27 protein-coding genes and 1 pseudogene are annotated in these 23,411 nt (G+C 63.2%); 12 read left to right on the top strand and 16 right to left on the bottom strand.

Translation table 11 applies throughout. The features are described from left to right. Positions 1-18: 18 nt before the first annotated feature. Complete coding sequence (locus DSM104635_RS11690; protein ID WP_158766370.1) at positions 19-738, top strand: hypothetical protein; 720 nt, start codon at positions 19-21, stop codon at positions 736-738. A gap of 171 nt (positions 739-909) precedes the next feature. Here the strand turns inward: DSM104635_RS11690 and DSM104635_RS11685 are convergent, their stop codons facing one another. The 3 genes from DSM104635_RS11685 to DSM104635_RS11675 are packed head-to-tail and all read right to left on the bottom strand — an operon-like array spanning position 910 to position 4,360. Beyond that, complete coding sequence (locus tag DSM104635_RS11685; RefSeq protein WP_158766369.1) at positions 910-2,187, bottom strand: RsmB/NOP family class I SAM-dependent RNA methyltransferase; 1,278 nt, start codon at positions 2,185-2,187, stop codon at positions 910-912. Between the two features lie 33 nt (positions 2,188-2,220). Next, entirely contained in the window at positions 2,221-3,681 is a 1,461-nt protein-coding gene (gene guaB, locus DSM104635_RS11680) for an IMP dehydrogenase (RefSeq protein WP_158766368.1), read from the bottom strand. A gap of 46 nt (positions 3,682-3,727) precedes the next feature. After that, a complete protein-coding gene (locus DSM104635_RS11675; protein ID WP_158766367.1) occupies positions 3,728-4,360 on the bottom strand; it encodes a glutathione S-transferase family protein in 633 nt (210 codons plus the stop codon). Between the two features lie 35 nt (positions 4,361-4,395). Between DSM104635_RS11675 and DSM104635_RS11670 the strand changes: the two genes are divergently transcribed. Beyond that, a complete protein-coding gene (locus DSM104635_RS11670) occupies positions 4,396-4,755 on the top strand; it encodes an ArsC family reductase (RefSeq protein ID WP_158766366.1) in 360 nt (119 codons plus the stop codon). A gap of 203 nt (positions 4,756-4,958) precedes the next feature. On the opposite strand, the gene DSM104635_RS11665 is transcribed toward DSM104635_RS11670, so the two are convergent. Genes DSM104635_RS11665 through DSM104635_RS11630 form a run of 8 tightly spaced genes read right to left on the bottom strand, consistent with a single transcriptional unit; the run spans position 4,959 to position 8,936 of the window. Then, positions 4,959-5,627, bottom strand: coding sequence for an alpha/beta hydrolase family protein (locus DSM104635_RS11665; RefSeq protein WP_228445668.1), 669 nt, complete (start codon positions 5,625-5,627; stop codon positions 4,959-4,961). A gap of 9 nt (positions 5,628-5,636) precedes the next feature. Then, entirely contained in the window at positions 5,637-5,993 is a 357-nt protein-coding gene (locus DSM104635_RS11660; RefSeq protein WP_158766365.1) for a YciI family protein, read from the bottom strand. A 10-nt stretch (positions 5,994-6,003) separates the two neighbouring features. Continuing rightward, positions 6,004-6,564, bottom strand: coding sequence for a dihydrofolate reductase family protein (locus DSM104635_RS11655; RefSeq protein WP_158766364.1), 561 nt, complete (start codon positions 6,562-6,564; stop codon positions 6,004-6,006). Positions 6,565-6,566: 2 nt separating this feature from the next. Further along, a complete protein-coding gene (locus tag DSM104635_RS11650; protein ID WP_158766363.1) occupies positions 6,567-7,046 on the bottom strand; it encodes an SRPBCC family protein in 480 nt (159 codons plus the stop codon). Positions 7,047-7,053: 7 nt separating this feature from the next. Beyond that, positions 7,054-7,512: an SRPBCC family protein gene (locus tag DSM104635_RS11645; RefSeq protein ID WP_158766362.1), complete on the bottom strand. Its 459-nt coding sequence runs from the start codon at positions 7,510-7,512 to the stop codon at positions 7,054-7,056. Then, positions 7,509-7,967, bottom strand: coding sequence for an SRPBCC domain-containing protein (locus DSM104635_RS11640; protein WP_158766361.1), 459 nt, complete (start codon positions 7,965-7,967; stop codon positions 7,509-7,511). Before DSM104635_RS11640 ends, DSM104635_RS11645 begins: the two co-directional genes overlap by 4 nt. A 1-nt stretch (position 7,968) precedes the next feature. Next, a complete protein-coding gene (locus tag DSM104635_RS11635; protein ID WP_228445667.1) occupies positions 7,969-8,604 on the bottom strand; it encodes a glutathione S-transferase family protein in 636 nt (211 codons plus the stop codon). Then, positions 8,604-8,936 carry an ArsR/SmtB family transcription factor gene (locus DSM104635_RS11630; protein ID WP_158768076.1) on the bottom strand — a complete coding sequence of 111 codons (333 nt, stop codon included), beginning with the start codon at positions 8,934-8,936 and terminating at the stop codon, positions 8,604-8,606. The genes DSM104635_RS11635 and DSM104635_RS11630 overlap by 1 nt, the downstream gene beginning before the upstream one ends. Positions 8,937-9,117: 181 nt before the next feature. Between DSM104635_RS11630 and DSM104635_RS11625 the strand changes: the two genes are divergently transcribed. The 8 genes and pseudogenes from DSM104635_RS11625 to DSM104635_RS11590 all read left to right on the top strand — a co-directional run bounded on the left by DSM104635_RS11625 (position 9,118) and on the right by DSM104635_RS11590 (position 15,450). Beyond that, positions 9,118-9,498 carry a DUF6249 domain-containing protein gene (locus DSM104635_RS11625; RefSeq protein WP_158766360.1) on the top strand — a complete coding sequence of 127 codons (381 nt, stop codon included), beginning with the start codon at positions 9,118-9,120 and terminating at the stop codon, positions 9,496-9,498. 10 nt (positions 9,499-9,508) lie between these two features. After that, positions 9,509-10,066 carry an RNA polymerase sigma factor gene (locus DSM104635_RS11620; protein ID WP_158766359.1) on the top strand — a complete coding sequence of 186 codons (558 nt, stop codon included), beginning with the start codon at positions 9,509-9,511 and terminating at the stop codon, positions 10,064-10,066. Further along, positions 10,063-10,455, top strand: coding sequence for a hypothetical protein (locus DSM104635_RS11615; protein ID WP_158766358.1), 393 nt, complete (start codon positions 10,063-10,065; stop codon positions 10,453-10,455). Before DSM104635_RS11620 ends, DSM104635_RS11615 begins: the two co-directional genes overlap by 4 nt. A gap of 133 nt (positions 10,456-10,588) precedes the next feature. After that, positions 10,589-11,452 carry a 3-methyl-2-oxobutanoate hydroxymethyltransferase gene (gene panB / locus DSM104635_RS11610; protein ID WP_158766357.1) on the top strand — a complete coding sequence of 288 codons (864 nt, stop codon included), beginning with the start codon at positions 10,589-10,591 and terminating at the stop codon, positions 11,450-11,452. 66 nt (positions 11,453-11,518) lie between these two features. After that, entirely contained in the window at positions 11,519-12,232 is a 714-nt protein-coding gene (locus DSM104635_RS11605) for a tetratricopeptide repeat protein (protein ID WP_158766356.1), read from the top strand. Then, positions 12,229-13,587: a BamB-related PQQ repeat family beta-propellar protein gene (locus DSM104635_RS11600; protein WP_158766355.1), complete on the top strand. Its 1,359-nt coding sequence runs from the start codon at positions 12,229-12,231 to the stop codon at positions 13,585-13,587. The genes DSM104635_RS11605 and DSM104635_RS11600 overlap by 4 nt, the downstream gene beginning before the upstream one ends. A 12-nt stretch (positions 13,588-13,599) precedes the next feature. After that, positions 13,600-14,934, top strand: a pseudogene (gene der / locus DSM104635_RS11595) (ribosome biogenesis GTPase Der); the annotation flags it as partial. Positions 14,935-14,982: 48 nt separating this feature from the next. After that, complete coding sequence (locus tag DSM104635_RS11590; RefSeq protein ID WP_158766353.1) at positions 14,983-15,450, top strand: hypothetical protein; 468 nt, start codon at positions 14,983-14,985, stop codon at positions 15,448-15,450. Here the strand turns inward: DSM104635_RS11590 and DSM104635_RS11585 are convergent. Then, positions 15,438-16,616, bottom strand: coding sequence for a BaiN/RdsA family NAD(P)/FAD-dependent oxidoreductase (locus DSM104635_RS11585; protein ID WP_158766352.1), 1,179 nt, complete (start codon positions 16,614-16,616; stop codon positions 15,438-15,440). The genes DSM104635_RS11590 and DSM104635_RS11585 overlap by 13 nt on opposite strands. Before the next feature lie 647 nt (positions 16,617-17,263). Between DSM104635_RS11585 and DSM104635_RS11580 the strand changes: the two genes are divergently transcribed. Next, the gene (locus DSM104635_RS11580; protein WP_158766351.1) at positions 17,264-17,626 is read left to right on the top strand and encodes a hypothetical protein; all 363 of its coding nucleotides are present in this window, start codon (positions 17,264-17,266) and stop codon (positions 17,624-17,626) included. Between the two features lie 387 nt (positions 17,627-18,013). Here the strand turns inward: DSM104635_RS11580 and DSM104635_RS11575 are convergent, their stop codons facing one another. Genes DSM104635_RS11575 through DSM104635_RS11565 form a run of 3 tightly spaced genes read right to left on the bottom strand, consistent with a single transcriptional unit; the run spans position 18,014 to position 20,853 of the window. Then, positions 18,014-18,721, bottom strand: coding sequence for an SDR family NAD(P)-dependent oxidoreductase (locus DSM104635_RS11575; protein WP_158766350.1), 708 nt, complete (start codon positions 18,719-18,721; stop codon positions 18,014-18,016). Further along, positions 18,718-20,241, bottom strand: coding sequence for an amidophosphoribosyltransferase (gene purF, locus DSM104635_RS11570; protein WP_158766349.1), 1,524 nt, complete (start codon positions 20,239-20,241; stop codon positions 18,718-18,720). The genes DSM104635_RS11575 and purF overlap by 4 nt, the downstream gene beginning before the upstream one ends. Before the next feature lie 6 nt (positions 20,242-20,247). Further along, positions 20,248-20,853 carry a CvpA family protein gene (locus DSM104635_RS11565; protein WP_158766348.1) on the bottom strand — a complete coding sequence of 202 codons (606 nt, stop codon included), beginning with the start codon at positions 20,851-20,853 and terminating at the stop codon, positions 20,248-20,250. Between the two features lie 182 nt (positions 20,854-21,035). Between DSM104635_RS11565 and DSM104635_RS11560 the strand changes: the two genes are divergently transcribed. Next, positions 21,036-22,001, top strand: a complete 966-nt coding sequence (locus DSM104635_RS11560; RefSeq protein ID WP_158766347.1) for an MBL fold metallo-hydrolase — start codon at positions 21,036-21,038, stop codon at positions 21,999-22,001. Here DSM104635_RS11560 and radA read toward each other — a convergent pair. Beyond that, entirely contained in the window at positions 21,998-23,374 is a 1,377-nt protein-coding gene (radA, locus tag DSM104635_RS11555; RefSeq protein WP_158766346.1) for a DNA repair protein RadA, read from the bottom strand. The genes DSM104635_RS11560 and radA overlap by 4 nt on opposite strands. Positions 23,375-23,411 lie beyond the last annotated feature (37 nt).

Raw genomic sequence — 23,411 nt, 5'->3', positions numbered from 1 at the left:
CGCCCGCATACTCCGCGCATGCGCCTCGTCGCCCAGCCCAACAGACCCAACCTCGCCATCGTCGACGCCGTCACCGCGTCGATGCGCGGCTGGTTGATCGCGCTGTTGGCGTGGTTCTGCGAGGTGGTCGACGCGTTGCCGCGCGCGGCGTGGCGCTGTCCGCTGTTGCGCGACGCCTACGCCGCGTCGAAGCGCGCGATCGCCGCCGATCTCCGCCGCGCCACGCGCAAGTTGCGCAAAATCCTCTTCCTCCGCGCCAACGACGCGTTCCGCGCCACATGTGCGCGTCAAGGCATTCACAGAATCTCGCGCGGCGTCCGCCCCGGCGTGCGCGCCGGCAAGCGCGGGCGCGGTCAAGTTTGGCGTCTCGCCACGGCGGGCATCGTCGCCGGCATGCATCGCGGTTCGCTGCGTGCGCGCATCAGGCGCCTGCGCGCGATGCTCGATAATCCCGCGCCATTCGTCGCCCGCGTGCTGAAGCGGCTACCCGCCCTCTGGCGCACGCCGCACGGGTCTGGGCTCGTGCTCACCGCATCGCGCGAGCCGCACGCGAGCCTCGCCGCGCCCGCGCCGATCGCTCCTAACGTTTCGTCAAGCCTACTTAAAATTAGCAATACTTCTGAACGCGATCCTAACCGCGGCGTGTCACGCTGCGTAAATGGCCGCGATTTCAGGCATAGAATCGGCGGGCGCCTACACGCCCCAGCGCGACTCCCCACGGGACCGCGCGGCCGCTGACTATGGCGCGGCGGTCAGCCATCGCGATCAAGTGCGCGAAAATCACCGCGTCGATCCCGCAGCCTTGGCCGAAAAGAAACGCCAAACCCGCGCCATGCGCCGCGACGATGCCGCTGAGCATCAACGAGAACGCCGCGAAAATCGCGAACGCCGCCGGGTCGACATCAAAGTCTAAGCCGTCCGCTGCAAAGCCGCGACGTAAAACCCATCGCATCCGGTCTTAAGCGGCGTCATCTGCACCCCAATCGTCCGCACATAATGCGGCGCGTCGAGCGTCAATCCCACAGGCGCAAAACCGGCATATGATCCGAGGAATGCAGCCACCGCATCCTCATTCTCCTCCGGCAACACCGAACACGTAACATACATCAGCCGCCCACCAGGCTTCACCAACGGCGCCGCCATAGCCAACGCCTGCTGCTGTTCGTCCCGCCGCTTCAGCAAAGCGTTCGGACGCAACCGCCACTTCGAATCCGGCGAGCGCCGCCAAGTCCCCGAACCGGTGCACGGCGCATCGACGAACACGACATCCATCCGCTCGCGCAAATCCTCCAGCGCATCCTTGGTCCGCATCGGCGCCCGGATCTGCGCATTGCGAACCCCAGCCCGATCAAGCCGCTCCTTCAGCGGCGCAAGGCGGCGGCCATCAACGTCATGCGCAAAAATCTGCCCCTTGTTCTGCATCAAAGCCGCCAGCGCCAAAGTCTTGCCGCCACCCCCAGCGCAAACGTCAGCAACCTGCATCCCAGGTTCAGCCCCGCTCAGCAGCGCCGCAAGCTGGCTGCCTTCGTCCTGCACCTCGAACCAGCCTTTGACGAAACTCTGCTCCGTCGCCCACGGAAACGTCCGCCCCTGCGCCCAAGGAATGCGCACGCCATTCGATGCATACGGCGTCGGAGATGGCGGCTCATTCAGCTTCGGACTTTCGCCCAACGCCGCGATCACCCTATCGCGGTCCGACTTCAAAGTGTTCGCACGCAAATCCAACGAAGCCGGCACAGCAAGAGCCGCACCTTCTTCAGCACGCGCATCGCCAAACGCTCGCGCGAAGCTGGCATCCAACCATTCCGGATAATCGCCACGCACATGCGCCGGCGCGCCATCCAAAGTAGCCCCAGAAAGCGCAGCACGTTCCGCCTCAGTCGGCGGCGGCGGCGCGTGCGGATCGTCGTAACAGCTCTGCTCGATCCACTCCGCCTCGCGTCCAAAGCCCCAACGCAAAGCGCCCCACACCCAAGCGCGCGGGTCGTCGGCGCCCATGCGCCAGGCGCTCGATTGCTTCCAGCGCAACGCGCCGAACACGAGGTCGCCAATCTCCGCGCGATCCTTGGATCCCGCAAAGCGATGCGACAGCATCCAGTCCTTCACCGCATCGGACGCGGGCCGGCGCTGGTTCTCAAGCGTGGAGAGAATTTCGATGGCAGCTTGCTGACGTGCGCCGTGGCGCATGGGAGAGACCCCACAAAAAGGAACGGAGCGGAATTAGCTCCCGAGCGGATAGTTCGGCGCTTCGCGCGTGATCGAAACGTCGTGCACGTGGCTTTCGCGGAGGCCCGCGCCGGTGATCTTCACGAACTTCGCCTTTTCGCGCATCTCTTTCAAATTCGCGGCGCCGACATAGCCCATCGAGGCGCGCAGCCCGCCGATCAATTGATGGATTATGTTGGAGACCGGCCCCTTGAACGGCACGCGGCCTTCGATGCCTTCGGGCACCAGCTTCATCTGATCGGTGACTTCCTTTTGGAAATATCGATCGGCCGAACCGCGCGCCATGGCGCCGAGCGAGCCCATACCGCGATAGCTCTTATAGGAGCGGCCTTGATAGAGGATCACTTCACCGGGCGCTTCTTCGCTGCCCGCGAGCAGCGAACCGATCATCGCCACTTCCGCGCCGCCGGCGAGCGCCTTTGCCAGGTCGCCCGAGAACTTGATGCCGCCGTCGGCGATGATCGGCACGTTGGCCTTCTGCGCCGCGCGCGCCGCATCCATCACCGCCGTGAGCTGCGGCACGCCAACGCCGGCGACGATCCGAGTCGTACAGATCGAGCCCGGCCCGATGCCGACCTTCACCGCGTCCGCGCCCGCATCGATCAACGCTTTCGCGCCGTCGGCGGTGGCGACATTGCCGGCAATGATCTGCGTGCGGTTGGACTCGCGCTTAATCCGGCTGACGGAGTCAAGCACCGACTTCGAATGCCCGTGCGCCGTGTCGATCACCACGACATCGACGCCAGCTTCGATCAGCGCCAGCGAACGCTCAAAGCCTGCATCGCCAATAGTGGAGGCGGCGCCGACAAGCAGACGGCCGCGTTCATCCTTGGCGCGCGCCGGGAAGGCCTGCGCTTTTTCGAAGTCCTTCACCGTGATCAGGCCGGTGACCTTGTTTGCATCATCGACCACGATCACACGCTCGATGCGGTGCTTGTGCAGCAGGCGCTTGGCTTCGCCTTCGTTCACCCCATCGCGCACCGTGATGAGATTGTCCTTCGTCATCATGTCGGCGACGCGCTCGTTCATTTCGGCAAAGCGCATGTCGCGGTTGGTGAGAATGCCGACCAGCTTGCCGGTTTCGCGGTCCACCACCGGGAAGCCCGAAATCTTGCGCGCTTCCTTGATCAGGATGATTTCGCCGACGGTCTGGTCCGGAAAGATCGTGATCGGATCGATCACCATGCCGCTCTCGAACTTCTTGACCATGCGCACCTGGTCGGCCTGTTCGGCGGGTGTCATGTTGCGGTGGATGATGCCCATGCCGCCAGCTTGCGCCATGGCGATCGCGAGGCGCGCTTCGGTGACAGTGTCCATCGCGGCCGAAATGAGTGGGATGTTGAGCTCGATGCCACGGGTGAGCCGGGTCTTGGTGACGACGTCGGCGGGCAGCACTTCAGACGCGCCCGGTTCGAGGAGCACGTCGTCAAAGGTCAAAGCTTCACGGATTTCCATGGCGAGCTAGTAAGGAGAGTCACTAGCCTTGGCAAGGGCAGGGCAGCTATCCCTTGGCAGCGGCCGCGATCAAACCATCGTCAATTTCGCGCGCCCGGACGGCGGCTGGTCGGGAGAAAATCCGCGCGGCGTAGGTCTCGTAAGCCGGGCGTTTTTCGATGGTGCCGAACTGGAGGCCCCAGCCGATCTGAGCGCCCAAATAGAGGTCAGCGGCGGAGAATTTGTTGCCTGCGAGATAGTCGTTTTGCGACACGGCGAACTCGAGGGCATCCATCACCTGCTCGCGCGAGCCGTAGCCGAACATGCCGCGCTTCTCTTCCGGCGGCGCCCAGCCCATCGAATGATTGCTCGCCATCGCTTCGACCGGACCAGCGCCATAGAACATCCAGCGGTAGTAATCCGCGCGCGCTTTGTCGCCCGGGGGTGGCGCGAGGTCGGCTTGCGGGAAGGCGTCAGCCAGGTACGCGCAGATGGCCGCGCATTCGGTCACGACAGCGTCGCCATGCGTGATCGCCGGCACTTTGCCCATCGGGTTGATCTTCAAATACTCAGGCGCCTTCATGGTCGACGCATAGTCGAGCACGACGGTTTCGTAAGGCTGGCCAACTTCCTCCAGCATCCAGCGCACGATGCGGCCGCGCGACATTGGGTTGGTGTAGAAGGTGAGCGTGTCGGCCATGGACGATCCTCCGTTTTGTTTGGCATAAGCCCAGCATGGCCAAGAGCAAGCAGATTACGATCTACGGCATCAAGAACTGCGACACGATGAAGAAGGCGCGCACGTGGTTGGACGCGCATGACGTCGCGTACGCGTTCCACGATTACAAAGCCGAAGGCATCGACAAGGCGTCGCTGGAGCGCTGGGCGAAGGAGGTGGGCTGGGAAGTTCTCTTGAACCGAGCCGGCACGACGTTTCGCGGGCTGCCGGAGAAGGAGAAGGAAGGGCTGAACGAGAAGAAAGCAATCGCGCTGATGATCGCGCAACCCAGCATGATCAAGCGGCCGGTGTTGGATGTTGGTGGAAAGTTGCTGGTTGGGTTCAAGCCGGACGTTTACGAAAAGCAGTTCGACTAGTGCACATCAAGCCTCCTCCTCGATGGAGGAGGCGCCGCTTGTCCGCCGAAGCTCGAAGAGCGTAGGCGGGCGAAGCGGCGGAGGAGGTGCGCGCTCGGTGGTGACGAAGGAGCCTCCAGGGGCTCATCGGCGCCGTAGGCGGGCCTCACCTCCTCAGTCGTCGCTGCGCGCCGACAGCTCCTCCATCGAGGAGAAGCGAGACGCTAGTTGTCGAGCATCCAAGTCGCCGCAGTATCTAAGATCTCCGCCAACACTTCAGCGTCTTTGCGTCCCGATTTCGCCGGCACATGGAAGCTGTGATCTGCGCGTTCAAATAGAGCGAGCGTCGCGCGTTTGCCGAGCCTCTTCACCGCGGGCTTCAGCAGGTCGAGCGTCGCAAGCGCATCGTTAGTACCCTGCAAGAACAGCATCGGAATTTTCACGTCATCCAGATGTTTCGCGCGTTCATCGCCGGGCTTGCCAGCAGGGTGCAGGGGAAAGCCAAAGAACACGAGACCCTGCACATTCGGCAACGGCTCAATCGCTTGCGCTTGCGACGTCATCCGTCCGCCAAACGATTTGCCGCCGGCGAACAGCGGCAGCTTTGGCGCAAGGCGCGCCGCTTCGTTCACCGCAGCGCGAACCGCGGTGTGCGCGAGAGCCGGCGAGTCTGGCCGTTTCGAGCCGCGCTCCATGTAGAGAAAATTATAGCGCAACGTGGCGACGCCGCGTTCGGCCAAACCATTGGCGATCGCCGCCATCGATTTGTGCGCCATGCCAGCGCCTGCGCCGTGCGCGAAGACGTAGGCGGCCTTCGCGTTGGGCGGTGCGAGCCACAGGCCGGAGACTGTGGCGTCGCCATCGAGCGCTATTGTGATCGGCTTCGGGGTCACCGCGCGATACTACATGGTTGGGATCGGCAGGCACTCCATGATCTCGACCGAGTCACCCGGAAAAATCGTAAAATGCGGATGGCCCTCGAACATCTTAGCGGCCGCTTCGTGCGATTCTGCTTGCACGACGATATAGCCGGCGAGCGCATTCTTGATGTCGGTGACACCGTTCAAGCCGGTGCGCTTGGTCTTACCCAGCGGTCCACCGTTTTCGACAATCGCCGACTTGTGCTTCTCGCCCCATGCCATCCAAGCGTCCATGCCGTCCTTCATGCGCTTGTTGCGATCGCCTTCGTTCAGTTGATCCCAGCCGGAGCGCTCTTGCGCGGAGATGTTGCCGGTGTAGACGGCGAGGAACTTTTTCATGCGCGACTCCTCAAGCTGCGGGTTGATAAAACAAGAGAACGCCACCGCCGGTGATGGGTTCGGCTTTGATAAGGTCGAGGCGCAGACGTTCGTCGGTTGGCTTAAACATCGGCGCGCCGCCGGTTTTCCCGAGCAGCAGCGGCGCGATGCAGATGCGGTATTCGTCGATCAGCCCCGTTTTGCGCAGCGATGAAGTGAGCTTGGCGCTGCCGAAGACGAAGATGTTCTTGTCGCCGGCGTCGTTCTTCAAGGCTTTCACGTCGTCGATCGAGCGCAGCAGGCGCGAGTTGTTCCAGTCCGCCGACTTGAGAGTGGTGGAGACCACCGCTTTCGGCGCGCTGTTCATGCCGTCGGTGATCTCGCCGGTCTCGGTCTCTTTCGACCAATACTCAAACATGCCTTCGTAGGTTCTCTTGCCGAACAGCAAGAGTGTGGACTCCGCAAGCTGCTCTTTCGAGAGTTTCTCGAGCTCCGGGCCCCACACCGTCTCGTGCATGGAAAGATCCCAGGGCGTCGCGCCTTCGAACGCGCCGTCGAGCGACATGATGTTCCAGATGATGAGTTTGGCCATGATCAGTCTCCTTGCGCGAGATAGGCGTCGAGCTTGGCGAGCAACTCACGCCAGCCTTTTTCGCGCATCTGCACGCCGTCGCCGCCTTCGAAGAATGCGGCGTGTTCGGTGAAGACGAGACGCGTGCCGTTCTCGGCTTTGCTGAACTCCACACTGGCGAGCGAGACCGAAAAGCGCATGCCGTCGCGATCCATCGAGTAGGTGAAGATGATGCGCTCGTTCGGGATGATTTCGTCGAACACGGTTTCATTGCCGAACTCGGTGTCGGGCGGGAACGGGTTGTTGCCGCCGACGACGCGGAAGCGGCTGCGCTCGGTTCCGCCCTCTCGGAAATCGAGTTCGTAGCTCTTGATGTCCCAGCCTTCGCCTTCAGCGAACCAAGCGCGCTTGGCTTTTGGATCGGCCCACGCGGCGAACACGCGTTCGGGGGCGGCGCTGTAACGGCGTTCGATGATGAAGGAGCCGTGTGTTGTTGTGGTCATGGCGTCCTCACTTGCTTAAGAAGGTTGCGAGGTGATCGAACAGCTCTCGCGTGCCTTGTTCGCGCTGGCCGGCGTCGTCGTAGCCGTCGAGGAAGACGCCTTGCTCGGTGTAGATGAGCTTTGAGCCCGTGCCGTTTGGCTTGATCTCGGTGGTGCCGAGCGAAACCGAGATGCGCTGAATACCCAGGTGCATCTGGTAGGCGATGACGATGCGTTCGTTCTCGACGATGTCCCAGATCTCACCGTTGTAGGAATGAACTGTTCCGCCAGGAGGGCCGCCGCTGACGCCTTCTTTGCCCCCGATGCGGAAGTCGAGCTTATGGTTGGATTTCTCCCAGTCGTCAGGACCGCCGAACCATTTGGCTTTCGATTGCGGATCGGCGAAGGCGGCGAACACTTTCGCGGGCGCGGCCGGGTAGTCGCGTTCGATTACAAACGTGGCGTGGGTCGTTGAGCGTTTTGTCATTGCGATAATTCCTTGGCGAGATTGTCGAGCGCCGCGTTCCAGCCGTACTGGTAACCCGCCTCCATCGCAGCACCGTCAAACCCGGTGATCTGCAGCGTCAACAGCAGGTGCGTGCCTTCGGCAACCGGCATGAACTCAACGCCGACCATGGTCAGGGACTCGTGCCGACCGTCGCCGCTTACGAGTTCAGAAAAGACGAGGCGGCTGTTGGGCTGAATATCGAGATAGTGGGTTTGTCCTTCCCAGACCAACTGGTTCGCTTGATAGCAGCGCATCAGATCGCGTCCGCCTTCGCGAAAATCAGTTTCGATATATTGCAGCCTTACGTCGGGCGTCGGCGCCTGCCAGCGTTCGCGCGCTTCGACGTTTTCCCACGCGGCGAATACGCGCTTCGGCGTCGCTTTGTAGGTGCGCTCCAGGACGAGTGTGGCGTGGGTGAGAGAACGCTGGCTCATTTCAGGCTCCAGGATAGATGTGAAACAGGGGTTCAGACTCTTTCACCGCGCGGGCAAACGCCGGCCACGCCTTCAGACGTTCGAGATAAGCAGCGATGCGTGGGAAGCCGCCGTCGAGCGGCGCGTTGCGTGTGCCGTACCAAAGTGAGGGAGCGGCTGAGCAATCTGCCAGTGTGACGGTGTTGCCCACAATGAAGTCACGATCGCCGACCTGTGCTTCGATGACTGTGTAGATGCCGCGGACGATGCGCTTGGCTTCTTCGACACCGTACGGGTCGCGTTGGCTGTCCGGGCGGATGTTGTCGGTGACGATCTTCGTCATCGTGTTTCCGAGATGATCGAACACGCGATCCCAACGGCGAACCTCAAGCGCCGTGTCGAGATGCTTCGGCACGAAGCGCGTGCGGCCGGGATAGTATGCGTCGAGATATTCGATGATCACGCTGGTCTCGGTGACCATCTGTTTGCGATCGCTGTCGAGGAGGATCGGAAATTTGCCCATCGGCCATTTGGCGATGAAGTCTGCGTAGGTGTTCTGATCGACCGTCACTGACTCGAACGGCGTGCCGTTCTCATAGAGCGCGATCAGCACCTTCCAGGTGTAGGAAGATATCGGGTGTCCGTAGAGCGTGAGCATCAGTCTTCGTCCTTGGTTTCGTCGAGAAATTGCCCCAGCCGATCCAAGCGGCGCTCCCAGAGGGCACGGCGTTCGGTGATCCAGTGTTCGGCTTGGGTGAGTACCTTTGGCTCGATCCGGCAGGTGCGGGTGCGGCCGACCTTTTCCGAGATCACCAGACCTGAGGCCTCAAGCACCGCCAGGTGCTGCATCACGCCCGGGAGCGACATTGCCAGTGGCTTGGCGAGTTCGCTGACGGTAGCGGGGCCTTGGACCAAACGATCGACCATGGCACGGCGGCTTGGGTCGGCCAGAGCCTGAAAGGCAAGATCGAGCGTGGTGTCTCTAAACATAGACACTTAAGTAGATGCTTAAGTGTCGTCTGACAAGCCCAAATTGCGCCCTGGCGGCAGAGGGGCGGCTCATGACACAACGGAGAGCCCGCCCGGGCTAGGGTGCATCCAATGCGCGCCGCGGGCGCATCTACAAAGTCAAATGGGGCGAAGACCCCTGGGCTATGGAGCGCGATCGAATATGGAAGCCTTTATTCCACTTGTGTTTTTTGTCTTTTTGGGCGCCATCATCTTGGTGCCGATTTACTTGCGAGAGCGAACGAAACAGTCGGCGCATCATCTGATTTCGCAGGCCCTGGAAAAGGGCCAGCCACTCGACGCGTCGTTGTTGCACCAGCTGACTGACGCCCCGAAGCAGCAACAGGATCGCCCGCGCCGCACGCTGGGCAGCGGTGTTGTGCTCTTGGCGCTGGCCGGCGGGTTTCTGGCGGCCGGTTTGATGGACGGCGGCGATTTCGGCGGCGACGGCATGATCATGGCGGCCGCCATTCTGGGCTCTTTGGGCATCGCCTTCACGTTGCTCGCGGTTATCGACTATGCCGCCAAGAAAAGGGACCGGTGAGTGGTGATAGGTGGCGTCTCGGGGGCTCATCAACCTGGCTCAGGCCACGGAAGCCGCGCTGATCGTAGCGGCTCAGGCAAGGGACCAGGCGGCCTTCTCGGAGCTCGTGAAGCGACGACAAGGATGGGCCCGGGCGCTGCTGCGGAAGATGTGTCGGAGCCATGCCGAAGCTGACGATCTCGCTCAAGAGGCGTTCATCAAAGCGTGGGATAGAGTGAGAGACTTGGAGACCCCGGCGGCTTTTCCGGGCTGGTTTAGAAGGATTGCGGTAACGACGTTTTTGATGGCCAAACGGAAGCAGAAGGCGATCTTCGAAGAGATCGACGACGCGTCCCCGATCGCCTCGGAAGACTCAACCCCGGAAGCGGCGGCCGGCGCCAAGATCGACCTGGAGAAGGCGCTTGCAAGGTTATCGGACGCTGAGAGACTGTGTGTGACGTTGAACCACGGAGAAGGGCTCAGTCACTCGGAAATTGTAGACATTACGGGTCTTCCCTTGGGCACCGTGAAATCACACGTACTAAGGGGAACAGATAAACTCCGCCGAATGTTGGAGCCGGCGACATGACAGAATTCAATGCAGTACTCACCCGGGCGTTCGCTGAAGCCCACGACGAACCGGTCGATGACGGGTTCTCGGTCAATGTCGGCCACGCGGTTGCACGTCGTGAGTTCAGCAACAAACTGCGCAATGGCGTTTACGCTGTCGGCATGGCCGCGGCGGGCGCCGCCATCTGCTACGGCGGCTACGGCTTCCTCTCCACTTTTGGCCAAGATTTCCTCGCAACGGCGGGCCTCGAAGTTGCGCGCGCGCACGGCGCGGTCAGCAATGCGCCGTCCGTCGGCGTTGCAGCGCAGGGCGTGGTGCAGTCGTTTGGCGCGGGCCTCTCGCAAATCCTGATGATCACGGCGGCGCTGGCTGGCGGCGCGGTCGCCTATCGCTCAACCCAAGAATAAACGTCGCTCAACGCGCGTGTTAGAAAGGCGGCTTGCGGGCCGCCTTCCTTGTATTTGGCTCGCCGCGCTGGGGTCGCGGCTGGCGCCGCAGTGCAGCAAGGGATACATACGGGCCCTAAGCCACCGAGGCCCCATGTCCCGTCACACAGACATCCGACGCATCACCGCGCCCGACATTCGCGCCCGCAAGGGCGGCGAGCCGATCGTGTGTCTCACGGCTTACACCGCACCCGTGGCGCAGATCCTCGATCCGCACTGCGATCTGCTGCTTGTCGGCGATAGCGTCGGCATGGTGGTGCACGGTTTGCCGAACACGGTGGGCGTCACGCTCGAGATGATGATCATGCACGGCCAAGCCGTGATGCGCGCTTCCGAACACGCCATGGTCGTGATCGACATGCCGTTCGGCACTTATGAAGCCAGCGCCGAGCAGGCTTTCACCAACGCTACCCGTGTTCTTAAGGAAACTGGCGCGCAGGCCGTGAAGGTCGAAGCCGGGACCTACATCGCCGAGACCATCGCTTATCTGGTGCAGCGCGGCATTCCGGTGATGGGACACGTCGGTCTGCGGCCCCAGGCCGTGAACGTCGACGGGAAATTCCGGGCCAAGGGCCGCACCTCCGAAGAGCGCGAAATCGTCCTGGCCGAGGCCAAGGCGGCTGATGAGGCCGGGGCCTTCGCGATCGTGATCGAGGGCGTGGACGAAACGCTTGCCCCCGAAATAACAGCCGCGGTCCAGGCTCCCACCATCGGAATCGGGGCCTCGGCCCAGTGTGACGGTCAGATTCTGGTCACGGACGACCTTTTGGGCCTGTTCGAGTGGACCCCTAAGTTCGTCCGCCGCTACGCCGACCTCAAAGGCGTCATCGACAAGGCAGCGGCCGAATATGCAGCCGACGTCCGTGGCCGCCGTTTTCCTGCCGCAGCTGAAACCTATGCCCTACGGGTCAATGCAGCGCGGGCGCCCCGCGTTGCTCGGGGCGACAAGCGCGGCTAGCTTGCCGGCGATTTTGAGGGGGCCTGGCTCGCGCAACGCGGGCCATAGGGGTCAGGATTCGGTTGCGTGACCAACGACAGCGATAGTTTCATTCAGGAAGTCGACGAGAGTTTGCGGCAGGACCGCATGCTCGACTTGGTCAAGCGTTGGGGGCCATGGCTCATCGGCGCGTTCGTGCTGCTGCTCGCCGGCGTCCTGGCGTGGCAGGCTTGGCAGGCCTTTTCGATCGATCAAGGCCGCGCCCACGCGGGCGAATACGCCGCCGCTCAAGCGCTTGCACGCGAGGGCAATTTTGAAGAAGCGAAGATCGCCTTCGATCGCCTGAGCAATGAAGGTCCGCGCAACTATCGCGTCATGGCGCAGATGGAGCTCGGCGCCGTGCTCGAGGCGCAGGGCGATCTCCAAGCTTCGCTCGCCGCGTTCGATGAAGCCGCCGAGGCCGCAAACGATCCTGTAATGCGCGAAACTGCGCAGCTGCGCGCCGCGTACATCGTGGCCGAGACGCAAGACTTCGCCGCGCTGCAGACACGCCTCACTCCGCTGATCGAATCCGAAAGCCGGCTTTCCTTCCTTGCACGCGAACTGCTCGCGCTCGAAGCTTGGGAAGCGGGCAACAACGATCTCGCACGCGATCAGCTCGAAAACCTCACGCTCGCGTTTGATGCACCCGAAGCGGTGCGTCAGCGCGCGCAAGTCGCCCTTTCCGTCATTGGCCCAGCGCCAACAGCCCCAGCGGACGGCGCGCCCGCGCCCGCGCCATCCGAAGGAGAAACTAAATGATGAAGCCGTTGCGACCGATCGCACTTATCGCGGCCGCGGCTGCTCTGACGGCGTGCTCAACCGTGAGCCGCATTGGTGACGCCATCAATCCGTTCAACGGCGACGAGCCGACGCAAACCGTGCCGGAAGACGGCCGCGTTTCGATCCTGGCGTTCGAGCAGCAACTCACGCCGGATGCAGCGCTGCAGGGCCGCGCCATTACGACGCCGGCGCCCGTGGACATGGTGGATTGGAGCCAGCCTGGTGGCACAGCGGATAATTCGCCGCCGAACTCCGCCGGCGCCGCTGCGCTCGATCGTGCGTGGACCACGGGCCTGGGCGAAGGCTCTACCGATCGCGTGCAGATCGCCGCGCCGCCTGTCATCGCCGATGGGCGTTTGTATTTTCTCGACGGCGACCACCGCGTCCACGCCATTAGCGCCGCCGATGGCGACACGCTCTGGACGGAATCGCTTCGTCCCGACGAAGGCCGCGACCGCACCGCGCGCGGCGGCGGCGTTGCCGCCTTTGGCAATCGCGTCTTCGTGACGACAGGCTTCGGTTTCATCGCTGCACTCAACGGCGACACCGGCGATCAGGTGTGGCGCACTGATGGCGGCGCGCCGTTCCAGTCTGCGCCGACCGTCGCGGGCGGGCGCGTTTACGCCACCACCAACGATAGCGAGCTGATGGCGTTCGATGTGACCACCGGCGCCGTGCAGTGGAATTATCAAGCCATCGCCGAGCCGGCGCGCATCCTTTCGGCGTCGAGTGTTGCTGTCGACAATGATTCCGTGGTCGCGCCGTTCGCCTCTGGCGAAGTGGTGGCGCTGCTGGGCGCCAACGGTCGGCGTCTGTGGTCGGACTCGCTATCGCGCAGCGGCCGTCTGACGTCGCTGTCGGCGATCAACGATATCGCCGGACGTCCTGTCGTCGATGGGGGCGCCGTGTATGCGGCGAGCCACTCCGGCGTGCTCGCGGCAATCGATTTGCGTTCGGGCCAGCGCATCTGGGCGCGGACCTTTGCGTCCACGCAAACGCCGTGGGTTTCGGGTCCGGTGCTGTACGCCGTCAGCGTCGATGGCGAACTGGTCGCGTTCGACCGCGTGACCGGCAACATCTACTGGATGCAGCAACTTCGGCGTTACCGCGACGAAGAGGATCGCACCGGTCGCGTTTCGTGGACCGGCCCGATCATGGTCGGCAGCCGCCTTATTCTCGCGAACTCGCTGGGCGACGTCGTGGCGGTGTCGCCTGCGAACGGCGAAACGCTTGCGAGCGAGCGCGTGGGCGAGGCTGTGTTCATTCCGCCGATCGCCGCCAACGGCCAGATCTACATTGTGACGGACGACGCACGACTCGTCGTCTTTCGTTGATGTGATGGCGCCATGACGATCAAGCTCGCGATCGTCGGGCGCCCCAACGTAGGCAAGTCGACGCTCTTCAACCGTCTGCACGGCAAGAAGCTGGCGATTGTCGACGACACGCCGGGCGTGACGCGCGACCGCCGCGAGGCGGCGGGCCGTTTGGGCGATCTCGATTTCACGCTGATCGATACCGCAGGGTTCGAGGACGTCACCGACGCCTCGCTGGAATCGCGCATGCGCGCGCAGACGGAAACCGCTATCGCCGAGGCGGACGTCATTCTCTTTCTCATCGACGCGCGAGTCGGCATCACGCCGCTCGATGAATCGTTCGCGGCGTTGCTGCGACGCGCGGACAAGCCAGTTGTACTCGTCGCCAATAAAGCCGAGGGCCGCGCCGGGGATGCCGGCGTCAACGAAGCGTATGCTTTGGGGCTCGGCGACGTGATTCCACTCTCCGCCGAACACGGCGAAGGTATGAGCGACCTCTACAGAGGCATTGCTCAGCACGCGCCGTCGCCGGACGAAGGCGACGACGTGAAGAATGCACGCCCGATCCACCTCGCCATCGTCGGCCGGCCCAACGCGGGCAAGTCGACGCTGGTGAATGCCCTGATCGGCGAGGACCGGCTTTTGGTCGGGCCCGAAGCGGGCATCACGCGCGACTCCATCGCCATCGATTGGGAATGGGGCGGCAAGCGCTATCGCCTCGTCGATACCGCAGGCATGCGCAAGAAGGCCAAGGTGCAAGCCAAGCTCGAGCGCATGTCCGTTGCCGACACGCTGCATGCGATCCGCTTTGCCGATGTCTGCGTGCTGGTGATGGACGCCAACGAAGCGTTCGAGAAACAGGACGTCGTGATTGCTGACTTGGTCGAGCGCGAGGGCCGCTCGCTGGTGTTTGCGTTGGCGAAGTGGGACCAAGTTGCCGATCCGCGCGCGCATTTCGAGGAATTGAAACTCGTCGCCAAGGAGCGGGTCACCCAAGCGCGCGGTGCGCCGCTGGTGACCGTTGCGGCTCTGTCTGGCGTCGGTCTTGATCGCTTGATGAAAGCCGTGAGCGAAGCGCACGGCGATTGGACGGCGCGGGTCAAGACCAAGGATCTGAACGAGTGGTTGCACGCCACACAGGAACGTCACCCGCCGCCGGCGACCGCTGGCAGACGCATCAAGCTCCGTTACATCACGCAGATCAAGGCGCGCCCGCCGACGTTCGTGATTATCGCAACGCGGGCGGAAGACATCCCGGAAAGCTATAAGCGCTATCTGGTCAATGGCATGCGCGAGGCGTTCGATCTCCACGCCGCGCCCATTCGCCTGATTTTGAAGAGCGCAAAGAACCCGTTCGTCGAAAACGAGTAGCGGCGGCGAACGCTCACGCATTTCATGTGCGCGGGAGTTTCTCGAATGACGAAAGCTGTGATCGCAATCCTGCTCGGCGGCCTGATCGCGGGCGTGCTCGATATCACATATGCGTGTGTGCACTACGGGCTGGTCTACGACATTCCGCCGACGCGGATTTTTCAGTCGGTCGCCGCTGGCGTTTACGGCGGCGAGGCCGCGCGTGCGGGCGGATTGACGACGGCTGGCGTCGGGCTAGCGCTGCACTTGTTGCTGACGACGATCATGGCCGCGTTCTTCGTCGCATGGACGCGCATGGTCCCCGCGCTCAACCGCTGGTCGCTGCTTTCTGGTCCAACGTACGGGCTCGCGATCTTTGCGTTGATGCAGTTTGTAGTGCTGCCGTTATCGGCGGCAGGTGGCGGCAATCATCCGGAGGGACAATTCCTGCTCGGCGGTTTGCTCATCCACGCGTTCGGCGTGGGCTATGTGATCGCGCTGATCGCCAAACGCTTCGCGCCTCAGCAAGCCTGACCAGCCGCCCAGCCGCTCGACCACGCCCATTGGAAATTATAGCCGCCGAGCCAGCCGGTGACGTCAACCGCTTCGCCGATGAAAAAGAGGCCGGGGACCGCGCGGGTTTCCATGGTTTGTTGTGAGAGCGCGTTGGTGTCGATGCCGCCGACGGTGACTTCGGCCTTGGCGTAGCCTTCGGTGCCGTGCGGCTTCAGTAGAGCGCGTTTCAGCGTGCGTTGGGCGAAGGTGATCAGCGCTTCGTCTTTCCACTCACCGAGTGGCCGCGGCGGATGCGCGGCGCACAGCACTGTGGCGAGGCGTTCGGGCAGGACGTGCGAGAGCGCCGTCTTCGGCAGCGCGTTGGGTTGCACGCGTTTGGCGGCGACCAACACGTCCTCGCTCGCGTCCGGCAGCCAGTCGACTTCGAGATATGTCGTTGGTGTCGCCCAATAGGACGAGATTTGCAGGATCGCAGGGCCGGAGAGGCCCTTGTGCGTGAACAATGCGGCTTCGCGAAAGGCGGTCTTGCCGATCGACACGCGTACATCCGTGGATACGCCGCTCAGTGCACGCATCCAGGTCATGTCCTGTTCGTTGAACGTCAGCGGCACGAGGCCTGCGCGCGGGGCCACTAGCGGAATGCCGAACTGTTCGGCGACGCGATACGCGAACGGCGTAGCGCCGAGTTTGGGAATGGAAAGACCGCCCGTTGCGATGACGAGCGTCTCGCTGTCGAAGGCGCCAGCGCTGGTTTCGACGGTAAAGCGCTCGCTGAGCTTGACGCTGCTCACGGCGCATTCGGTGCGAACATCGACGCCGCCGGCCGCGCATTCGTCCAGCAGCATGCGAACGATCTTTTGCGATGAGCGCGGGCCTTCGCAGAAGAGCTGGCCCAGCGTCTTTTCGTAGAAATCGATGCCGTGTTTGCGGACCATCGCGATGAAATCGTGTTGCGTGTGCCGGGCCAGTGCAGAGCGCGCGAAATGGGGATTGGTGGCGAGGAAACGATCGGGCGCAACGCCGAGATTGGTGAAGTTGCAGCGCCCGCCGCCGGAGATCAGGATTTTGGCGCCGACTTCGGCATTGTGCTCGAGCACCAGCACACGCCGTCCGCGCTGGCCTGCGTGCATGGCGCAATAGAGTCCCGCCGCGCCTCCGCCGATGATGATGGTGTCGAAGGTCATTCACAGAAGGGAATAGGGCAAAGGGCGAGTGGCGAATAGCGAGTAGCGAATGGGGAATAGGAATGCGCGCAGCGCTGGCGAGCGGCGCGACCCGCTCCATTCACTACTCGCTATTCACTACTCCCTCCGAAAGGGAGAACGGGGCGCGCGATCCGCGCAGAGTAAGTTCTAAGGGTTGCGCTGATCGTCTCCGACCAACGCCGCGCGCTTCGCGCGCCCCGTCGCGATCTATGCTCGACAGGCCTTGGGTTAGCGCTGTTTGCGCAGGTGAACCCCAAGTCCCCGACGGCGTGCGGGCCAGCCATGGTCCCGGACCCCGACGCTTTACGTGCGCAACTACCTTAAAAATCGCACTGCGCCGGCTCTCTCACGCTTCGATCGCGTCTCTCACGTCCGTCGGCTCGGCTAGCCAGTGAACCTCCCGTGCGAGAGACAGGCGCAGTATCGCTCGGTTATGATGGTGTAGGATACGATTTTGGCCGAGCTTTGAAATCACGCGGTTTTTGACTGCAAAGGTGTAGGATAGATTGGCGCGAAGCGTCTGCAGGTGGCTCGAAGCGGACTTAGTGGGATCCGGACATACGACCCAAATCGACGGCCTCCATCACTTCCCAAGTTCCATTTTCGAGGTCCGAGCATAGTGGTCCATGCGGTACGGCGCGGCATTGTTCAGCAACGCGGGCACGCAGGTTCGCCCATCGGCCGGGCGCACGCTCATCGAGTTCGCCTATGTGAACTATCAGCGGCTGGATGCTCCGCTCAGGGATGTACTGCAGTTGTTCAATGTCGCAACTGAGTCCAAACTCCCTCATGACTTCTGGGCGCACCGCGCAGCCCGCGCGTCGCCGCTCGCGCTGCGCGGCGAAACGGCTCTCGCGAGCTGCGGGCTCAAGCGGAAGCTCTATATAGTCAACATCTCGCACGACGATGTGACCATTCGGAAACGCCGCAGAAACTACGCGGCACTGATACCTTATTGTCGGGAGCGTGTTTCGCCGCGCGTAAGCTGAGGGTAGCGAAATCGTCGTCGTGCGATCTTCATCGAGTGCGCCGCGCCACGGCGCACCGCGTTGATGCGGTCCTGCCAACCCGCAATCTGTGGCGCCGAGTGGGCCGACAAGCTGTACCAACGGCAGTGCCACCGTTACAGATGGAGCAGGAAAGGCGCTCTCTTCGTAAGTGAGCGAGCCAGTCGTGACATCCATCTCACCTTGGATTGTCGGCGCGCAGTTCGTCAGAGCGAGAACGAGGATGGGGACCAATGTTCGCAGGCTTCGGTTCATGCGGGAGCACTTTCTGAAGAACACAGCGAACATAGACCACCTTCTAGCTTGGTCCCACAGTCCGCTCTGGGCGAAAGCGGAAGACGTGCCGGCAAGGGCTACGGCGTTCCAGACTCATCGTTTGAAGCGCACAATTTCGCCGTTGGCCGCGTAGTCCGCCGCGAGCATCGCGACGATCTGCGGCGCGACCTCTTCCGGTGTCGGTAGTGTGTTGGGGTCTTCGCCGGGGAACGCTTTGGCGCGCATCGCGGTGCGCACGGGGCCGGGGCTGAACAGGTTGGCGCGGATCGGTGTGATGTTGATCTCGGCAGCCCAAGTCTTCACCAGCGCGTCGAGCGCGGCTTTCGAAGCAGCGTAGGGGCCAAAATAGGCGAGCGGGTTGGTGGCGATACCGCTGGTGACGAAGACGGCGCGGCCCGCATCCGACGCGCGCAGCAGCGGATGCATCGAGCGGATCAGGCGATAGTTCGCGGTGAAGTTCACCGCCATCGCCTCGTCCATCACGGCGGGCGTGACTTGATGCGCGGGCGTGACCGAGCCGAGCGATCCCGCGCAGGCCGCAAGGGCGTCGAGTTTGCCGAAGCGTTCGAACAGCGCCGCGCCGAGCTGATCGATGCCGACGAAATCCTTCAGGTCCATCGGCACGAGGGTGGCTTCGCCGCCTTCGCTTCGGATGCGGTCATCGAGTTGTTCGAGTGCTTTTTGGCTGCGCGCCACGCACACGACGCGCCAGCCTTGCTTCGCCAGCTCAACGGCGACAGCGCGGCCAATGCCGCGCGACGCGCCGGTGACCAGCGCGGTCCGGCCGTTGGCATTGGTCATTCCGCGGCTTTGTCAGCGAGCAGCGAGAGCTGAACGTCTCGACCGGATTGGTCGCGCGAGTGGTCAAGCAGCGGCGTCGGGTAGTCGCCGGTAAAGGCGTGGTCGGTGAATTGCGGGTTCTCGGCGTTGCGGGCGTTTTCGCCCATGGCCCAGTAGAGACCCTCGACCGAGAGGAATCCGAGCGAGTCCACGCCCAGAGATTTGCGCATTTCTTCGATCGTCATTTGCGCCGCCATCAGTTCGGCGACGGCGGGCATGTCGATGCCGTAGAAGTCCGGGTGCTTGATCGGCGGCGAGGCGCTGCGGAAGTGCACTTCCTTGGCGCCCGCTTCGCGCACCATCTGCACAATCTTGCGCGACGTGGTGCCGCGCACGATGGAATCGTCCACCAGCACCACGCGCTTGCCTTTGAGTACATCGCGGTTGGCCGAGTGCTTCAGGCGCACGCCGAGCGCGCGGATTTCCTGCTTCGGCTGGATGAAGGTGCGGCCGACATAGTGGTTGCGGATGATGCCGAGCTCGTAGGGGATGCCGCTTGCAGCGGCGAAGCCCATCGCCGCCGGCACGCCGCTATCCGGCACAGGCACGATGACGTCCGCTTCGACGCCGGTTTCTTCCGCGAGGCGGCGGCCCATGCGCTTGCGTATGTCGTAGACGGAGCGCTCGTCTACCACCGAGTCCGGCCGGCAGAAGTAAACGAACTCAAAAATGCACGGCCGCGCTTTGCGGCGCGGGAACGGGAAGTGGCTGACAATCTCGATCTTGCCCAGCTTGCCGCGTGACGCCACCACGACTTCGCCGGGCTCAATCGTGCGCACAAATTTCGCGCCGATCATGTCAAGCGCGCAGGTTTCGGACGCCAGGATAGGGGCGCCTTCGCGATCGCCCAGAACCAGCGGGCGGATGCCGATCGGATCGCGTGCGCCGATCATCATGGTGTCGGTCAGCGCGACGAGCGCGTAGGCGCCTTGGATGTCGTGCAACGCCTCGACGAAGCGGTCGACCACGCGGGCCTTCTTCGATTTGGCGATCAGCTGCAGGATGCACTCGGTGTCGGAGGTCGATTGGAAGATCGAGCCGTTCTCAACCAACCGCTCGCGCAGATCGCGCGCGTTGGTCAGGTTGCCGTTGTGCGCGATGGCGAAGCCGCCGAGTGCGAGGTCGGCAAACAGCGGTTGCACGTTGCGGAGAATGGTGCCGCCGGAGGTGGCGTAGCGTGTGTGGCCGATGGCGGAATTGCCGGGCAGGCGCACCGGCATATCAGCGCCGGCGAAGTGCTCGCCGACGAGGCCCAGATAGCGCTCGTTGTGGAAACGACCATCATAGCTGACGATGCCGCAGCCTTCCTGGCCGCGATGCTGTAGCCCGTGCAGGCCGAGCGCCGTGAGCACCGAAGCATCCTCGCTGCCGAAGACGCCAAAAACCCCGCATTCTTCGCGGGGCTTATCGTCGAATTCCCATTTGTCCGCCGGGTCCGCAGGCGCCTGGTGGAAGTGGAGGGAGGGGCGCTCGGCGGTCATGTTTCCTCAGGTTGGAGGGGCCTGGGCGGGTTCCGGGGCGGGTTCGGCCGGTGGAATGGCAGCCGACTCGCCTCGTCTGCGTTCGATTATATCATGAGCACGTTGGCGAGCCTGGGGCAGAACTGCCTCAAGTGCCGAAGCGACACTCCCATAGATAGGATAGGTCCGTGCACCGCGCACGGCGTCCTGCATGGGATCAGCAGAGGCAGCGTCCTCGGTGGTGGTTTGGCGCATCAAGAGCACGAACAGAGACACCACCAAAATACCGCGCAGGATGCCGAACGCGAGGCCTGCAGCGCGGTCAAAAGAGCCGATTTCCGTGGATTGGTGGGCGGTTTTGGCGACCGTTGAGGTGATCACGGTGATCACGATGAACACGATCAGGAACACCAGGAGCCCTGCGGCGACGGATGCCAGAGGCCCGGAAAGGGGTGTGAAACTCTCGACGAAGGGCGAAAGCATGCCGGCGAAAAACACCGCCGCGATCGCCGCACCGATAAAGGCGATGATGGAAAACACCTCGCGGATCAGGCCGCGAGCGAAGGCCATGACGCCGGAAAGGCCCAAAACCACGAGGGCGGCGAAGTCGAACCAGGTGAAACCGAGATCCATTCGCTTTCGCTCCCCACTTTTCGGTCCCGAAACAAAGGGTCCGACTATGTCCCGCCGGCCATCGATACCCGGCCCAGAGGTTCCTGGAAAGCCCGCTAAGGCTGTGCTCGCCCATCGCGCGAGCGGTGCGGCTAGTCGAATCCGAGGCGCGCCGGCGCATTTCGCCGTCATCATCGCGGCGAATGCTCCTACCGCTCCTCTTCGCCGCCGCCCTTGCCGCTGATGACACTCCGCGCGCACCAGCGCCGCAGACCATTGCGCCGGGCGTCACGCTGATAGCGGGCGCCATGTATCCGGGGCGCGGCCCGGACGGAAACACGGTGATCTTCGATGCGCCGGATGGCTTGGTCGTTGTCGATACTGGGCGCCACGTCTGGCACAGCGATGCGATCCTGGCGTTTGCGCGAGAGCGTGATGAGCCGATCGACTCCATCATCAACACGCACTGGCATCTCGATCACGCCAGCGGCAATCGGCGGCTCAAGGCAGTGTTTCCGAACGCGACGATCTTCGCCACTGATGCGGTTGATCGCACGCTGGAGCCGGGCGGCTTCTTGGAGCGCAATGTCGCGAATGCGCGAGCGCGCGCCGCCGCGCCGGACGTTGGCGCCGTCGAGCGAGAAGAGCGTGAGAACTTCCTCGCTACGATGGACGCCTCTCGGTTCTTGCGTCCCACGCTCTCTATGCAGGAGTCAGGGCGCTATAATTTCGCGCGCCGGCGCCTCGATGTGCATATCAGCACCGGCGCCGTCACCGACGCGGATATCTGGCTCTACGATCGCCGCTCGCGCGTTGCAGTGTTGGGCGATCTGGTGACGTTTCCGTCGCCATTCTTCGAGACGGCATGCCCCGATCAATGGCGCGCCGAACTTGATCGCGTGTGGGCGACGCCGTTCCGCATCGCCATCCCCGGCCACGGCGCGCCAATGACACGCGCGCAGTTCGATATCTATCGCCACGCGTTCGGCGCATTCATGGATTGTGTGGACTCGGAGGCTGACGCTGGCGCGTGTGCTGCGATTTGGAGTGAAGGCGTTGCGACGCTGTCGAGCGTCGCCGATCTTAGCGAGGCGACCGAGTACGCCACCTACTATGTAGGCTACCTACGCGAGAACGGTGGCAAGGCGCCGACGTGCCTTAGTTCTTAGTCGACAGCTTCAACACCGATCACTGCGGCGAGGTCCGCGATATGCGCCAGTTGGCGCACCTTCACACCGCCGCTTGCGCCGTTCTTTTTTTGTGGCGGCGCAAGCGCTGATGAAAAGCCGAGCTTTGCGGCTTCCTTCAAACGGAGATCGGCGCGGCCGGCTGCGCGGATTTCACCGGAAAGCGCCACTTCGCCGAACACGACGCACTGCTTGGGTAGCGGTTTGTCGGCTAGCGCAGAGATCAGCGCCGCTGCAACGGCCAGATCAGCCGCCGGTTCGGTGATGCGCAAGCCGCCCGCCACGGAGAGATAAACGTCGCGCCCGGAAAACGAGAGGCCGCAGCGCGTCTCCAGTACGGCGAGGATCATGGCCAGCCGCGCTGAATCCCAACCGACGACAGCACGCCGTGGCGTGCCGTAGGCCGTCGGCGCCGCTAGCGCTTGGATTTCCACCAACACGGGCCGCGAGCCTTCGACGCCCGCGAATACCGCTGCGCCCGAGGGCCGCTCGCCCGCGCCGCCAAGAAACAGCGCGGATGGATTTGGCGTCTCCACCAGGCCCTGGTCCACCATCTCGAATACGCCGATCTCATCGGTCGGGCCGAAGCGGTTCTTCACGGCGCGCAGAATGCGGAACGGCATGCCGCGCTCGCCTTCGAAATAGATCACGGCGTCGACCAAGTGCTCGACCACGCGCGGCCCGGCGATTTGTCCGTCTTTGGTGACGTGGCCCACCAGAATGACGACGCAACCGCTCTTCTTGGCGAAGCGCACCAATTCGTGCGCGCACGCGCGGACTTGCGCCACGGTGCCGGGCGCGGCTTCGACGCCGTCGGCCCAGACTGTTTGGATCGAGTCCACCACTACGACGTCGGGCTTCAGTGCCTTTAGGCCTTCGAGAATTTTGCGCAGATCGGTTTCCGCCGCGAGTTGCACTGGGGCATCGCCTGCCTTCAGCCGTCGTGCACGATCTTGAACTTGCGCCTCGGCCTCTTCGCCAGTGACGTAGGCGACGCTGCGTCCGCTCGTCGCCAGCGCTGCCGCCACCTGCAGCAGCAACGTGGATTTGCCGACGCCCGGATCGCCGCCGATCAGAATTGCGGACGAGGGCACCAAGCCGCCGCCGCAAACGCGATCGAATTCCGAGATGCCCGTGGCCAGCCGCGCTGGTGGCTCGCTTTCGCTGGTGAGTTCTACGAAGGCGAGCGCTTTGCTCTTCTTACCGACGGGTGCGGAGAACGCGCCGGGCACGACGGGCCGCGCGGTTTCCTCAACCAGCGTATTCCATTCGCCGCAGGCGTCGCACTTGCCCGCCCATTTCGGCCAAATTGCGCCGCAGGCTTGGCAAGTGAAGACGTGGTCGGGTTTGGCCATTCTGGTCTCGCGAATCCAGTGTTGAGATTAGCGCGCC

The organism is Terricaulis silvestris, assembly GCF_009792355.1.
Taxonomy (GTDB): domain Bacteria; phylum Pseudomonadota; class Alphaproteobacteria; order Caulobacterales; family Aquidulcibacteraceae; genus Vitreimonas; species Vitreimonas silvestris.
The sequence above is the reverse complement of the archived record's forward strand: the minus strand, read 5'-3'. Positions and strand labels throughout refer to the sequence as shown.

Excerpts from the sequence above, each read along its gene's own strand:
- DSM104635_RS11630 (WP_158768076.1), bottom strand. The coding sequence starts at position 8,936 with ATGTTTAGAGACACCACGCTCGATCTTGCCTTTCAGGCTCTGGCCGAC.
- panB (WP_158766357.1), top strand. The coding sequence starts at position 10,589 with ATGTCCCGTCACACAGACATCCGACGCATCACCGCGCCCGACATTCGC.
- DSM104635_RS11560 (WP_158766347.1), top strand. The coding sequence starts at position 21,036 with ATGCTCCTACCGCTCCTCTTCGCCGCCGCCCTTGCCGCTGATGACACT.
- DSM104635_RS11575 (WP_158766350.1), bottom strand. The coding sequence starts at position 18,721 with ATGACCAATGCCAACGGCCGGACCGCGCTGGTCACCGGCGCGTCGCGC.
- DSM104635_RS11645 (WP_158766362.1), bottom strand. The coding sequence starts at position 7,512 with ATGACAAAACGCTCAACGACCCACGCCACGTTTGTAATCGAACGCGAC.
- DSM104635_RS11640 (WP_158766361.1), bottom strand. The coding sequence starts at position 7,967 with ATGAGCCAGCGTTCTCTCACCCACGCCACACTCGTCCTGGAGCGCACC.
- DSM104635_RS11670 (WP_158766366.1), top strand. The coding sequence starts at position 4,396 with ATGGCCAAGAGCAAGCAGATTACGATCTACGGCATCAAGAACTGCGAC.
- DSM104635_RS11690 (WP_158766370.1), top strand. The coding sequence starts at position 19 with ATGCGCCTCGTCGCCCAGCCCAACAGACCCAACCTCGCCATCGTCGAC.
- DSM104635_RS11650 (WP_158766363.1), bottom strand. The coding sequence starts at position 7,046 with ATGACCACAACAACACACGGCTCCTTCATCATCGAACGCCGTTACAGC.
- DSM104635_RS11660 (WP_158766365.1), bottom strand. The coding sequence starts at position 5,993 with ATGAAAAAGTTCCTCGCCGTCTACACCGGCAACATCTCCGCGCAAGAG.
- DSM104635_RS11685 (WP_158766369.1), bottom strand. The coding sequence starts at position 2,187 with ATGCGCCACGGCGCACGTCAGCAAGCTGCCATCGAAATTCTCTCCACG.
- DSM104635_RS11655 (WP_158766364.1), bottom strand. The coding sequence starts at position 6,564 with ATGGCCAAACTCATCATCTGGAACATCATGTCGCTCGACGGCGCGTTC.
- DSM104635_RS11580 (WP_158766351.1), top strand. The coding sequence starts at position 17,264 with ATGCGGTACGGCGCGGCATTGTTCAGCAACGCGGGCACGCAGGTTCGC.
- DSM104635_RS11635 (WP_228445667.1), bottom strand. The coding sequence starts at position 8,604 with ATGCTCACGCTCTACGGACACCCGATATCTTCCTACACCTGGAAGGTG.
- purF (WP_158766349.1), bottom strand. The coding sequence starts at position 20,241 with ATGACCGCCGAGCGCCCCTCCCTCCACTTCCACCAGGCGCCTGCGGAC.
- DSM104635_RS11590 (WP_158766353.1), top strand. The coding sequence starts at position 14,983 with ATGACGAAAGCTGTGATCGCAATCCTGCTCGGCGGCCTGATCGCGGGC.
- guaB (WP_158766368.1), bottom strand. The coding sequence starts at position 3,681 with ATGGAAATCCGTGAAGCTTTGACCTTTGACGACGTGCTCCTCGAACCG.
- DSM104635_RS11565 (WP_158766348.1), bottom strand. The coding sequence starts at position 20,853 with ATGGATCTCGGTTTCACCTGGTTCGACTTCGCCGCCCTCGTGGTTTTG.
- radA (WP_158766346.1), bottom strand. The coding sequence starts at position 23,374 with ATGGCCAAACCCGACCACGTCTTCACTTGCCAAGCCTGCGGCGCAATT.
- DSM104635_RS11585 (WP_158766352.1), bottom strand. The coding sequence starts at position 16,616 with ATGACCTTCGACACCATCATCATCGGCGGAGGCGCGGCGGGACTCTAT.
- DSM104635_RS11600 (WP_158766355.1), top strand. The coding sequence starts at position 12,229 with ATGATGAAGCCGTTGCGACCGATCGCACTTATCGCGGCCGCGGCTGCT.
- DSM104635_RS11615 (WP_158766358.1), top strand. The coding sequence starts at position 10,063 with ATGACAGAATTCAATGCAGTACTCACCCGGGCGTTCGCTGAAGCCCAC.
- DSM104635_RS11675 (WP_158766367.1), bottom strand. The coding sequence starts at position 4,360 with ATGGCCGACACGCTCACCTTCTACACCAACCCAATGTCGCGCGGCCGC.
- DSM104635_RS11625 (WP_158766360.1), top strand. The coding sequence starts at position 9,118 with ATGGAAGCCTTTATTCCACTTGTGTTTTTTGTCTTTTTGGGCGCCATC.